This is a genomic window from Kribbella swartbergensis (assembly GCF_054784135.1).
In genome coordinates this window covers 75,228-87,290 of the sequence record NZ_BAAGPM010000035.1, presented here as the reverse complement: position 1 = coordinate 87,290, position 12,063 = coordinate 75,228, and the positions used below count along the sequence as shown (strand labels likewise).

10 protein-coding genes are annotated in these 12,063 nt (G+C 68.5%); 4 read left to right on the top strand and 6 right to left on the bottom strand.

What is annotated here, in order from left to right; translation table 11 throughout:
• The first annotated feature begins 20 nt into the window (after positions 1–20).
• Entirely contained in the window at positions 21–1,154 is a 1,134-nt protein-coding gene (gene dnaN, locus ACYVOK_RS32525; protein ID WP_460666427.1) for a DNA polymerase III subunit beta, read from the top strand.
• 128 nt (positions 1,155–1,282) lie between these two features.
• Here the strand turns inward: dnaN and ACYVOK_RS32520 are convergent, their stop codons facing one another.
• Positions 1,283–2,053, bottom strand: a complete 771-nt coding sequence (locus ACYVOK_RS32520) for an alpha/beta fold hydrolase (RefSeq protein WP_460666426.1) — start codon at positions 2,051–2,053, stop codon at positions 1,283–1,285.
• A gap of 198 nt (positions 2,054–2,251) precedes the next feature.
• Here ACYVOK_RS32520 and ACYVOK_RS32515 point away from each other — a divergent pair, with 198 nt between their 5' ends.
• The 3 genes from ACYVOK_RS32515 (at position 2,252) to ACYVOK_RS32505 (ending at position 4,554) form a co-directional block, all read left to right on the top strand.
• Positions 2,252–3,202, top strand: coding sequence for a LysR family transcriptional regulator (locus tag ACYVOK_RS32515; RefSeq protein ID WP_460666425.1), 951 nt, complete (start codon positions 2,252–2,254; stop codon positions 3,200–3,202).
• A 235-nt stretch (positions 3,203–3,437) separates the two neighbouring features.
• Positions 3,438–3,656 carry a hypothetical protein gene (locus tag ACYVOK_RS32510; protein ID WP_460666424.1) on the top strand — a complete coding sequence of 73 codons (219 nt, stop codon included), beginning with the start codon at positions 3,438–3,440 and terminating at the stop codon, positions 3,654–3,656.
• A 139-nt stretch (positions 3,657–3,795) separates the two neighbouring features.
• The gene (locus ACYVOK_RS32505) at positions 3,796–4,554 is read left to right on the top strand and encodes a GntR family transcriptional regulator (RefSeq protein ID WP_460666423.1); all 759 of its coding nucleotides are present in this window, start codon (positions 3,796–3,798) and stop codon (positions 4,552–4,554) included.
• Between the two features lie 112 nt (positions 4,555–4,666).
• On the opposite strand, the gene ACYVOK_RS32500 is transcribed toward ACYVOK_RS32505, so the two are convergent.
• The 5 genes from ACYVOK_RS32500 to ACYVOK_RS32480 all read right to left on the bottom strand — a co-directional run bounded on the left by ACYVOK_RS32500 (position 4,667) and on the right by ACYVOK_RS32480 (position 11,950).
• Positions 4,667–5,206, bottom strand: a complete 540-nt coding sequence (locus ACYVOK_RS32500; RefSeq protein ID WP_460666422.1) for a hypothetical protein — start codon at positions 5,204–5,206, stop codon at positions 4,667–4,669.
• 1 nt (position 5,207) lies between these two features.
• Positions 5,208–6,707 (bottom strand): Nramp family divalent metal transporter, encoded by a 1,500-nt coding sequence (locus ACYVOK_RS32495; RefSeq protein ID WP_460666421.1) that lies wholly within the window; start codon positions 6,705–6,707, stop codon positions 5,208–5,210.
• 106 nt (positions 6,708–6,813) lie between these two features.
• The gene (locus tag ACYVOK_RS32490; RefSeq protein ID WP_460666420.1) at positions 6,814–8,958 is read right to left on the bottom strand and encodes an acetate--CoA ligase family protein; all 2,145 of its coding nucleotides are present in this window, start codon (positions 8,956–8,958) and stop codon (positions 6,814–6,816) included.
• Positions 8,959–8,992: 34 nt separating this feature from the next.
• A complete protein-coding gene (frc, locus tag ACYVOK_RS32485; RefSeq protein WP_460666419.1) occupies positions 8,993–10,219 on the bottom strand; it encodes a formyl-CoA transferase in 1,227 nt (408 codons plus the stop codon).
• 12 nt (positions 10,220–10,231) lie between these two features.
• Positions 10,232–11,950 carry a thiamine pyrophosphate-binding protein gene (locus ACYVOK_RS32480; protein ID WP_460666418.1) on the bottom strand — a complete coding sequence of 573 codons (1,719 nt, stop codon included), beginning with the start codon at positions 11,948–11,950 and terminating at the stop codon, positions 10,232–10,234.
• Positions 11,951–12,063 lie beyond the last annotated feature (113 nt).

Below are 12,063 nucleotides of genomic sequence, written 5' to 3'. Positions count from 1 at the left end.
CTTGATGGGGAGGAGTGCGAGTGAAGGTTCGGATTGAGCGTGAGGTGCTGGCCGAGGCGATCGGCTGGGTGGCGAAGGGGCTGCCGAGCCGGCCGAGTGTGCCGATCCTGGCCGGGATGCTGGTGGAGGCGGGCGACGGGCAGGTGACGTTGTCCGGGTTCGACTACGAGACGTCGGCGCAGGTGAGTGTGCCGGCCGAAGTGGCGGACGAGGGGCGGTATCTGGTGTCGGGCCGGTTGCTCGCCGACATCTGCCGGAGCATGCCGCGGGACTCGGTGGAGCTGAGTGGCGAGGCCGCCCGGGTGCAGGTGAGCAGCGGAAGCTCGCGGTTCGTGCTGCAGACCTTGCCGCTCGGCGAGTATCCGGCCCTTCCCGACGTACCGGCGCCGACCGGTGTGGTGAGCGGGGACGTGTTCGCTCGGGCGGTCGCCCAGGTGGTGAGTGCGGCCGGCCGGGACGACACGTTGCCCGTGTTCACCGGGATCCGGCTGGAGATCCGCGGATCGAAGGTCTCCCTGTTGGCCACGGACCGGTACCGGCTCGCCCTACGGACCTTCGAGTGGGAGCCGGTCGACCCGGCGATCGAGGCGGATGCGATCGTGCCCGCCAGGACGCTCGCCGAGGTGGCCAAGGCGATGGCCGGTCACGACGTCACACTGGCGCTCGGTGCGACCCGCACAGGGGACGGGTTGATCGGGTTCGAGGCCGGCGGGCGGCAGGCGACGGGCCGGCTGATCGACGGAGAGTTCCCGAAGGTCCGCAGCCTGATCCCGGCGGAGTCCGCGATCACGAGCACGGTCCGGGTGGACACCGCGGCGCTGGTCGAGGCGGTGAAGCGGGTCGCGCTGGTGGCGGAGCGTACGGCGCCCGTGCGGCTGACGTTCGCGGACGGTACGGCGACCTTGGACGCGGGCAGCGGGGAGGAGGCGCAGGCGTCCGAGTCGGTCGACGTCGTGCTCACCGGTGAGCCGGTGGTGAGCGGGTTCAACGCGGGCTACCTGCTCGACGGGCTGGCCGCGATCGGGGCGCCGGTCGCGCACTTCGCGTTCACTCAGCCGACCAAACCCGCCAACCTGACCGGGCTCCGCTCGCCTGACGACAGTCCTGCGGACGACTCGGCGTACATCCTGATGCCCATGCGCCTGCCGAACTGATGCGCGCATCGGCGGGTCGCAGATCGACCAGGAGAACAGGACCTGCTCAACCCCTGGGCACATCGGCGACCAGGTGGACCACGTCCTCCTGGTCGCCGGCGCGCTACTGATGGTTGCCCCGGAAGGCGTCAGCTCGCCCCGCGGAAGTAGGCGGTCAGGACTCGGGCCAGGGTCTCCGGTGGGATCGTGTGGAACGTGCCGTCGTGCCCTTCCACCGTGCTGTTCGGCAGCGCGGCCGCGGCCTCCCGCACCGCCTGCTTCATCCACTCCGGACTGGCGTTGCTGTACAGCGCCAGCACCGGCGCCGACACGGACGACAGCAACTCCACCGGTACGGCGCTGTCCCTCATCTGCAGGCCGTCGTACACGAGTGTGTGCGCCATCGCCTCCAGCTTGGCCCACATCGGCGTCTGCCGGATCTGGTCGACCATCTCCTTCGGCTGCCCGACCGCCTCGACCATGAACAGTTCTGCCGCGCCACCGGGGTTGCCGGCGTCCACGAACTCCTGCAGCCGCTCGAGGTATCGCTCCGGCGCCGGCGGCGCGCCCTCCACCCGGAACGGCGGCTCCATGATCGCCAGCTTCTCGAACGGCAGTCCGGCCTGCAGCAGCACCATCGACCCGGACGAGAACGCGCACGCGAACCGTGCGTCGGTCGCCGTGCGCACCGCGTCCAGATCCTCCCACTCACGTTCGACCGCGTACGGCGCGGTGTCGCCGGAGTCCCCGCGGCCGCGCCGGTCGTAGTTGACCACGGTGAACGTGGCGGACAACGCCTCGGCGTACGGCGCGAAGAACGACCGGTCGGTGAACGCCCCGGTGACAAGCACCAGTCCGGGTCCACTGCCGTAGGTGTCGTACGCGATCTCTGTGCCGTCGTGTGAGACAACCCTCTCCATCACCATGCTCCTTCTGAAAACGGGATTCCCTACCCCTCCGTCGAACGAGCCCGGCGCGGATAGACCACCTCAATTGTGATCCACATCACACGAGCCGACGACCGCCCGCGAGCCCTTTCCGCGACCTTGACCGCGTCACTACAGTTGGATTATGTATACAGACGACTGGTATGCGGTCCACACGAAGGCTCGGTCCTGATGCTGCTCCGGCAGCTCGAGTACCTCGTCGCCCTGGCCCGGGAGAAGCACTTCGCCCGGGCCGCCGACGCCTGCTACGTGTCCCAGCCGTCGCTGTCCGCCGCGATCCGCAAGCTCGAGCAGGAGCTCGACGTACCGATCGTCCGCCGCGGCCGCCGATTCGAGGGCCTCACCCCCGAGGGTGAACGAGTGCTGCTCTGGGCGCAGCGGATCCTGGCCGAACAGGACGCACTCCGGCACGAGCTGTCGATGATGCGCGGCGGCCTCACCGGAACGCTTCGGCTCGGTGCGATCCCGACCGCGATGCCCGTCATCTCGCTGCTCACCACGCCGTTCTGCGAACGGCATCCGAACGCCAAGGTCACCATCGAGTCGCTGTCGTCGCGCGACATCACCCAGAAGCTCGCCGAGTTCGATCTCGACGTCGCGATGACCTATCTGGACGACGACACCCTCGGCCACGTCCGCAAGACCCCGTTGTACGAGGAGCGCTACCTTCTGCTCACGCCACAGCACACCGACCTCGCCGAGTCGCCGGTGGCAACCTGGGCGCAGGTCGCCGAACTGCCGCTGTGCCTGCTCTCCCCGGACATGCGCAACCGCCGGATCATGAACGGCTACTTCACCGACGACGGCGTCACCGCCTCGCCGGCGATCGAGAGCGACACGGTGTCCGGTCTCTACAGTCATCTGCACGGCAACCACTGGTCGACGGTGATCTCGCATGCGTGGCTGCACATGTTCGGGGTGCCCGACGGGATGCGCGTCGTACCGCTGAAGAGCCCGGCACACGGGCCGCGGGTCGGCCTGGTGATCGCGGCACGCAGCCCCGAGCCCGTGCTGGCCCGCGCCCTGCTGGACATCGCCCGGCAGGCCGGCGTTCACGACGCCCTGGACGAGCTTCTCGACGTACACCTGATGGGCTCGGGCTATTCCGCTCAGGTGAGCTGATAGGCGCGGCCTATCACGCCATAGCAGGCAGGTCTTTGACCGCCTGGCCACGCCGGGGTGACTGTGGAAGGGACGGATCCCTTCCACAGCGAAGCCACGTGCATGTAATGGGGATCACGTCCGTGGTAACCGGGATCACGTGAGACGGGGGCATAACCGGTCAAGACGGCTGGTTGAATGTATACAGAAGGCAGAATTCAGAAGCGCTCCCCACTGGGGAGCAGGAAGGGTAACGATGATTTTCACGCGTAGGTTCGGTGCTCTGGCGGCTCGCCCGCAGTTCCCGGATGCTCCGGAGCTGCAGCAGGAGCAGAACACCCCGATCGACCTGGATGCCGAGCTCGCCCGGCTGACCGCCGGCGACAACCGGGTGGCCACCGACGGCAACCGGGTGACCGCCGACACCCGGCGCAACTCCGGCGGCCACCACCAGGCGGACGAATCGGCGGCCTGACCAACTCCCGGGAGTCCGCGCGGAATCACCGGCATCCGCCCGGCGATTCCCGAGCTGGTAGCCATATGTTCGGTGATGGCACTTGGTAGACTGTGTACCAAGTGCCATCCTGATCTCCCAGTGCTCCGGGAAGGACCTCATGACGACCATCAGTGCGGGTGCCACCGATCCTGTCTCCCCCGGTGTCCGGCACGTCAAGCGGCCGACGCCGCTGCGCGAGTCCGTCTACGAGGCACTGACCGAGATGATCATCGACGGCACCCTCGAGCGCGGCCGGCACCTGGTCGAGGTCGAGCTGGCCGGCATGCTGGGCGTTTCCCGGCAGCCGGTCCGCGAGGCGCTCCAGCGACTCAACAACGAGGGCTGGGTTGACCTGCGGCCGGGATTCGGTGCGATGGTGCACGTCCCCGCCGAGGACGAGGTCGACCAGTTGCTGGCGGCCCGCGCGGCGCTGGAGTCGGAGTCCGCACGGCTCGCGGCCCGGCACGCGGCCAAGGAGGACGTGGCCAAACTCAAGGAACTGTGCAAGGTCGGTACGGCGTACCACGAGGCCGGTGACATCGACGGCGCGGTGCGGACCAACGGCGAGTTGCACAGCCTGATCACCCAGATGTCCGGCAACAGGTTCCTGGTCGACTTCGCCGCCCAGGTCGACCGCCGCGTCCGCTGGTACTACACCCCGGTCGCGCCGGCGCGTGGCGCGGCCTCGTGGCGGGAGCACAACCGGCTGGTCAAGGCGATCAGCGACGGCGACGAGGACAAGGCCGCGCAGATCATGCGCGAGCACACCGAGCACACGCGCAAGGCGTACCACGACCTCCAGGCCGCCAACGGTCCGGACGAGGCTCCGGCCGAGACCGATCCCGCCCCACGTCGTCGCCGCCGTACGGCCAACTGACCGCAGGGCCCACCGGCCCAGCCGCTGCGAGGGGATCACCGCCCGAATGGCCCCTTCTCCCCCGGTGATACGAGGGGAGAAGGGGCCATTGCAGGGGATGTCCGTCCGCCGGTCAGGGTGAGGCGACACGCTTCTTGCGGCCACGACCCGTAGCGGCCTTGCGGGCCTCCATGGCCGTGGCGAGGTGGACGTACTGCTCGACCGTGCGCAACGCGTAGACGTTGTGCTCGAGGATGCGCGGCCACCAGAGGCGGCCGAGCTGCTCGTGCATCCAGAGGAAGCCGATCGCGAAACCCATGCTGACCAGGGCCCGGAAGGCAAGGAACTTCCACGGTTCCGACGGCAGGCCCGGCGTACCGGTCACCGCCCACTCGGTCACCACCGAGTGCACCAGCAGGGCGAGCGGGAAGCCGATCACCCAGTAGACCGCCGCCGGCGCGAACACACCGGCCGGGACCTTGCCCAACGCAAGCAGGACGGCGTACCCGGCCCCGAACAGGGCCAGCGGAACGCCCAGGCCCAGCCCGGTGGCCACAGCCCAGCCGGCGGGCTGGCCGACGAACGCGGCCAGACCACCGGCGACCAGCCCGGCCGCGGCACCGACCGCGGCGGCCGGGACCGAGAACTCCGCAAGTTGCTTCACGCCGGCCATCTCAACCCACGACCACGCCGAAGCGCACCAGGCTGTAGAACAGCAGGCCGAGGTAGAACACCGCGCCGAACCCGATGATCACGTTGCGCACCGGACCGGGACGGATCGGTTTGGGCAGGAGCCTGTTGTTCACCAGGAGCAACACGACGCAGTAGGCGCCCATCGCGAACGTGGACAGGAAGGCGAGGATGTCCAGGATGCCCGCCGGACCCTCGGCCGGCCCGAACAGCAGGATCAGGATGCCGAAGGTGATCACGCCCCACAGGAACCCGGCGTACAGCCGCGACATCGAGAACCGCTTGGCCCCCGGGACGAAGTAGTACGTCATGTCCGCCTGACCGCGGGAGAACGAGTCGAACAGACCGAGGGTCGCGTTCAGCCCGATCAGCGCGATGAAGCCGAAGAACAGCGTGCCCAGGATCGGGCTGCCGGCCGAGGCGAACGCATCCGACATGGCCTTCAGCGCGGCTTCCCGGTCGCCGCCCTCGATCAGGCCGGCCACGTTCGGGTTCTCCCGGGCCGCCGACATGGCCAGCACGGTGAACGAGATCGTGACCAGCATGGTGATGCCCCAGAAGAGCAGCAGCGCGTCGAAGGTGACCCACTTGCGCCAGCCCTTCCACTTGGCCATCTCGCCGGCGTCCTCGGTGTCGAACATGAAGCCCCGCGACGGCATCGACTCGGCCTCGCCGGCCGACCGCAGCCCGCGGATCTTCGGGATGTGCGCACCCATCGCCGCACCGCTGTCGCGCAGTTGCAGCGTGTACCACATCTGCTGCATCCCGGACGGGCCGGCGAACGCGATCGACCCGACCACGATCGGGAACCACGCCTCGGACAGCGCCTTGTCCGGGAAGAAGCCGAACGCGAACATGCCCGAGACCGTCTGGGCCAGGTCGTCCCAGCTGCCCACGATCGCGGCGATCACCGACGTACCGACGACCAGCAGGCCGATCAGCAGGCCGAGCAGCTTCTCCAGGAAGTTGTAGATCACCGACAGCAGGCTGAACAGGACACCGACGAACACCAGAGCCACGCACGCCGAGACCTGCCAGGGTATGCCCGACACCTCCTCGAAGGCGGCCGCGCCGGCCGAGAGGTGGCCGGGCCACATGTAGATCAGGATCGCCGCCACGTAGAAGAACCACATCAGCGGTTTGAAGATCCGGGCCGCGCCGAAGAAGATGCTCTCCCCGGTCGCCATCGCGTACCGGGCCATCTCCAGCAGCACGAACGCCTGCAGGGTGACGCCGACCATGAACAGCCAGCGGATGTCCGGCCCGAACACCAGGACGAGCCGGGGCCACATGTAGGACTCGCCCATGCCGACGCCCAGCGCGACCAGGAAGACGGTCGGACCGAGGATGTGCATCGAGGGCGGTGCGTCCGGAAGTTTCCGGATCGGCATCGGTTCGAGCCTGCCCGCGCGCCAGACCCGCTCGGTCACGGCCGCCGAGGCGGGCTCTTCGGGTACTTCTGAGGTCTTGCTCGTGACGTCCAAGGCGGACTCCTTAGATCGACGCCAGCTGCTGGACTACCGCTCCCCCGTGCACTCCCCCCTTGCCAAACGCATCACCGGCTTCCTCCGACACAGCTTCTCCAGGGACTCAGGAACCGAGGGGTCCGGCGTTGCGGGCCCAGCGGTACTTGGCACCGAGCACCTGGACCGGCGTCTCGGTGGTGTACGGGTACGCGACCACACCGTGGTCGAACAGGTACTGGCTGGCTTCCTCCACCTCGACGTCACCGGACAGCGAGGCCACCACCGGCTTGTCGATGCCCTTGGCCCGGTACTCCTCGACCACCTCGGCGACCAGCTTCGCGAACACCATCGGCGGTGTCACGATCGTGTGCCAGTAGCCCAGGATCAGCGCGTGGATCCGGTCGTCGGAGAGGCCGAGGGCGATGGTGTTCCGGTACGTCGACGGTGGTTCACCGCCGGTGATGTCGACCGGGTTGCCGGAGGCACCGAAGGGCGGGATGAACTTCTTGAACGCCTCGTCCAGGTCGGGCGGCATCGACATCAGCTGCAGGCCGTTGTCCACACACGCGTCCGACAGCAGTACGCCGGAACCGCCGGCGCCGGTGATGATGACGACGTTCTCGCCCTTCGGCGTCGGCAGCAGCGGGATGCCGCGGGCGAACTGGAGCATCTCGTTGAGCCCCGGGGCCCGGACCACACCGCTCTGCCGGAGGATGTCGTCGTACACCTTGTCGTTGCCGGCCAGGGCGCCGGTGTGCGAGCTGGCGGCCCGCGCGCCCATGTCGGTCCGGCCGGCCTTCAGGACGACGACCGGCTTCTTCTTCGACACCCGGGCCGCCGTCTCGGCGAACGCCCGGCCGTCCTTCAGGTCCTCCAGGTGCATGGCGATCAGGTTGGTGTTGTCGTCGCTCTCGAAGAACGTCAGGAGGTCATCCTCGTCGATGTCGGCCTTGTTGCCTACCCCAACGATCGCGGAGACGCCCATCCGGCTGGACCGGCTGAAGCCCAGGATCGCCATCCCGATGCCTCCGCTCTGTGACGACAACGCGACACTGCCGCGGACGTCGTACGGCGTGCAGAACGTCGCGCAGAGGCTCTCCGGCAGGTAGTAGTAGCCGTAGATGTTCGGTCCGAGGATGCGAACGTTGTGCTTGCGGGCGATCGCGACGACCTCGTCCTGCAGTTCCTGCTGACCGGTCTCGGCGAACCCGGACGGGATCAGGATCGCGCCGGCCACGCCCTTCTGACCGCACTGTTCGAGCGCGGCGCCGACGAACTTGGCCGGTACGGCGAACACCGCGACGTCGACGTCACCCGGTACGTCGAGGATCGAAGGGAACGCCTTGCGCCCGAGCACCTCGCCGCCCTTGGGGTTGATCGGGTAGATGTCGCCGGCGTAGCCGCCGTTGACCAGGTTCTTCATCACCGAGTTGCCGATCTTGCCGGACTCGTTCGAGGCCCCGATCACCGCGACCGCGCGCGGTTTCATGATCCGGGTCATCGCGGTGAGGATCTCCTCGGAGCTGTACCGCTCGACCGGCTTGCCGGCTTCGGCGTCGACGATGATCCGGACGTCCACCGCGGTGGCGCCGTCCGGCCCGGCCAGCACCGGGTTCAGGTCCACCTCGGCGAACTGCGGGAAGTCGGTGACCAGGTCGGACAGCCGTCTGACCAGGTCGGCCACGGCGTCCTTGTCCACCGGCTCGGCGCCGCGGACGCCGTCCAGCATCTCGTGCGCGTTGATCCCGTCGATCATCGAGCGCGCCTCGTCGCCGGTCAGCGGGGCGAGCCGGAAGGTGACGTCCTTCAGCACCTCGACCAGTACGCCGCCGAGCCCGAACGCGACCACCTTCCCGAACGTCTGGTCGGTGACCGCGCCGACGATGACCTCCTGCACGTCACCGCCGGTGACCAGCATCTTCTGCACCTGGACCCCGGTGATCTCGGCGTCGGCCCGGTACGCCTTGGCGTTGGCGACGATCTGGTCGAACGCCTTGACCGCCGCCTCGGCGGAGTCGACGCCGACCACCACGCCGCCGGCGTCGGTCTTGTGCAGGATGTCCGGTGAGACGATCTTCAGCACGACGGGGAAGCCGATCTCGGCGGCGAGACCGGCCGCTCCCTCGGCAGTCGTGGCCAGCCCCTCACCCGGCGTCGGGATGCCGTACGCGTCCGCGACCTGCTTGGCCTCGGGTGCGCTCAGCGAGGTGCGGCCGTCCGCCAGAGCCTGGTCGAGGATGGTCCGGACTGCTGCCTTGTCATAAGTCATGCCATGGGCTCCATTTCCGCTGCGGAGGGTGACGTCAGACGACGCCGGCGGCCTTGAGTTCCTCGAGTTCGGCCGTGTCGATGCCGAGCTCGCCGTAGATGACCGGGTTGTGCTCGCCGAGACCCGGTGAGGTCTCGACCTGGACCGGGGAGTCGGACAGCCGGATCGGGCAGCCGACGGTCTTGAAGCTGCCGCGCTGCGGGTGCTTCACCTCGACCACCGCGCCGAGCTCGGCCAGCGTCTCGTCCTCGATCAGCTCACGCGTGGACAGGATCGGCCCGCAGGGCACGTTCAGCGCGTTGAGCTTGTCCATCACCTCGAACTTGGTGTGCTGCTCGGTCCACTGCTCGATCAGCGCGAACATCTTGTCCAGCTTGTCGAGCCGGGCGGCCGGGGTGGCCCAGTCCGGATCGTCGGCCAGCTCGGGCTTGCCGATCAGGTTCGCGATCGGGGCCCAGCCGGGCGGCTGGACGATCACGTAGATGTAGTCGTTCGGGCCACCCGGGGAGCACCTCAGCGCCCAGCCCGGCTGGCCGCCGCCGGAGGCGTTCCCGGACCGCGGCACCTCGTCGCCGAAGTGCTCGTTCGGGTACTCGCGCAGCGGCCCGTGGGCGAGCCGCTGCTGGTCGCGCAGTTTGACCCGGGTCAGGTTCAGCACGGCCTCCTGCATCGCCACCGAGACCCGCTGGCCCTTGCCGGTGTTCGTCCGCTGGTAGAGGGCGGCCAGGATGCCGGCGACCAGGTGGATCCCGGTGCCCGAGTCCCCGATCTGCGCGCCGGTCGCGGTGGGCGGTCCGTCCTCGAAGCCCGTCGTGCTCATCGCGCCGCCCATCGCCTGCGCGACCACCTCGTAGGCCTTGAAGTTCTCGTACCGGCCGGGGCCGAAGCCCTTGATCGAGGCGAAGATCAGCCGCGGGTTGATCAGCTGGAGCCGGTCCCAGGTGAAGCCCATCCGGTCGATCGCACCGGGCGCGAAGTTCTCCACCAGGACGTCGACGTCCTTGACCAGGTCGGTGAAGATCTCCTTGCCCCGGTCCGACTTCAGGTTCAGCGTGATGCTGCGCTTGTTGCAGTTCAGCATCGTGAAGTAGAGGCTGTCGACGTCGGGGATGTCGCGCAGCTGCTGGCGGGTGATGTCACCGGTCGGTGCCTCGAGCTTGATCACGTCGGCGCCGAGCCAGGCCAGAATCTGGGTGCAGGACGGTCCGGACTGGACGTGGGTCATGTCGAGGACGCGGACACCTTCGAGGGCCTTACTCATGCTGGTCCTCCACTACTTGTACATGGTCTGGTTCATGGTTCCGGGGGCGTAGGCGTCCGGGTCGACCCAGACGTTGATCAGCGACGGCAGCCCGGACTCGCGGGCCCGCTGCATGGCCGGCCCGATGTCCTTGGGGTCGCGAACCTCCTCGCCGTAGCCGCCGAGCATCCGGGCGAACTCGTCGTACCTGACGTCACCGAGGGTGTTGCCGACGCGGCCGCGGGCCTTGCCGTACTTCGCCTCCTGGCCGTAGCGGATCTGGTTCATCGAGGAGTTGTTGCCGACCACCCCGACGAACGGGAGGTTGAAGCGGACCAGCGTCTCGAAGTCCCACCCGGTCAGCGAGAAGGCGCCGTCGCCGAACAGCGCGACCACCTCTTTGTCCGGCCGGGCGTACTTGGCCGCCATCACGAACGGGATGCCGACGCCGATGGTGCCGAGCGGGCCCGGGTCCATCCAGTGGCCCGGCGACTTCGGCTGCACCACGCCGCCGGAGAAGGTGACGATGTCACCGCCGTCACCGATATAGATCGAGTCCTCGGTGAGGAACTCGTTGATCTCGTGCGCCAGTCGCAGCGGGTGGATCGGGTTGGCGTCCGACAGCTGCTTCGGCAGCCGCTTCTGGTACGACGCGTCCTCCTCGGACCGCAGCTCGGCGAACCAGGCCTTGCGGTCGGCGGCCTTCTGCACCCGGCCGGAGGCCGCCTGGGTGACCGCGGCCAGGATCGCTCCCGGGTCGCCGACCAGGCCGAGGTCGATGTCGCGGTTCTTGCCGACGGTGCGGTAGTCCATGTCGACCTGCACCACGGTCGCGGTCTTCGGCAGCCGGCGGCCGTAGCCCATCCGGAAGTCGAACGGCGTACCGACGATCAGGATCAGGTCGGCGTTGTTGAACGCGTACCGCCGTGACAGGTGGAAGTGGTGCGGGTCGCCGGGCGGCAGCGTGCCGCGGGCGGAGCCGTTCATGTACACCGGGACGTTCAGCGTCCGGGCGAACTCGATCGCGGCGTCGGTGCCGCGCGAGGTCCACACCTGGGTGCCGAGCAGCACCACCGGCTTCTCGGCCCGGACCAGCAGGTCGGCCAGTGCCTCGATGTTCGCCGGGTCGCCGATGCTCTTGGTCGATGCGCGGTACCGGCCGGCCTCCGGGACGGTGGCCTGCTCGACCGGGACCGAGTTGTCCAGGATGTCGCGCGGGATCTCCAGGAAGGACGGGCCGGGGGCACCGTTGAAGCACTCGCGGAACGCCATCGACACCATGTCGGCGACCCGGGCGGTGTGCGGCACGGTCGCCGCGAACTTGGTGATCGGCGCCATCATGTCGACGTGCGGGAGGTCCTGCAGGGACCCCATCTTGTGCTGGTTCAGCGCACCCTGGCCGCCGATCAGCAGCATCGGGCTCTCGGCCCGGAAGGCGTTCGCGACACCGGTGACGGCGTCCGTCGTGCCGGGACCGGCGGTGACCACGGCGCACCCGGGCTTGCCGGTCATCCGCGCGTACCCGTCGGCCGCGTGCGCGGCGACCTGCTCGTGCCGGACGTCGACGACCGCGATGCCCTCGTCGACACAGCCGTCGTAGATGTCGATGATGTGCCCGCCACAGAGGGTGAAGATCACGTCGATCCCCTCGGCCTTCAGGGCCTTGGCGACCAGGTGACCACCTGAGATGGTCGCCGGGGCCGGCTCCTTCACCTCTGCGACTGGTTGGGTCTCCGACACTGTCTGCGCCATCTGCAGTCATCTCCTCGGAAGGGCCGGTGTGCGCCCCTGTCGTGTCAGTTCGATGTAGATTGCATACCGTATGGTGTAGTCGTAGTCTTATCGCACGCCGTGGCGGTTGTCCA

What these genes read in the sequence shown, in the direction of transcription:
- ACYVOK_RS32520 (WP_460666426.1), bottom strand. Translation starts at nt 2,053, where the DNA reads ATGGAGAGGGTTGTCTCACACGACGGCACAGAGATCGCGTACGACACC.
- ACYVOK_RS32515 (WP_460666425.1), top strand. Translation starts at nt 2,252, where the DNA reads ATGCTGCTCCGGCAGCTCGAGTACCTCGTCGCCCTGGCCCGGGAGAAG.
- ACYVOK_RS32510 (WP_460666424.1), top strand. Translation starts at nt 3,438, where the DNA reads ATGATTTTCACGCGTAGGTTCGGTGCTCTGGCGGCTCGCCCGCAGTTC.
- ACYVOK_RS32505 (WP_460666423.1), top strand. Translation starts at nt 3,796, where the DNA reads ATGACGACCATCAGTGCGGGTGCCACCGATCCTGTCTCCCCCGGTGTC.
- ACYVOK_RS32500 (WP_460666422.1), bottom strand. Translation starts at nt 5,206, where the DNA reads ATGGCCGGCGTGAAGCAACTTGCGGAGTTCTCGGTCCCGGCCGCCGCG.
- ACYVOK_RS32490 (WP_460666420.1), bottom strand. Translation starts at nt 8,958, where the DNA reads ATGACTTATGACAAGGCAGCAGTCCGGACCATCCTCGACCAGGCTCTG.
- frc (WP_460666419.1), bottom strand. Translation starts at nt 10,219, where the DNA reads ATGAGTAAGGCCCTCGAAGGTGTCCGCGTCCTCGACATGACCCACGTC.
- ACYVOK_RS32480 (WP_460666418.1), bottom strand. Translation starts at nt 11,950, where the DNA reads ATGGCGCAGACAGTGTCGGAGACCCAACCAGTCGCAGAGGTGAAGGAG.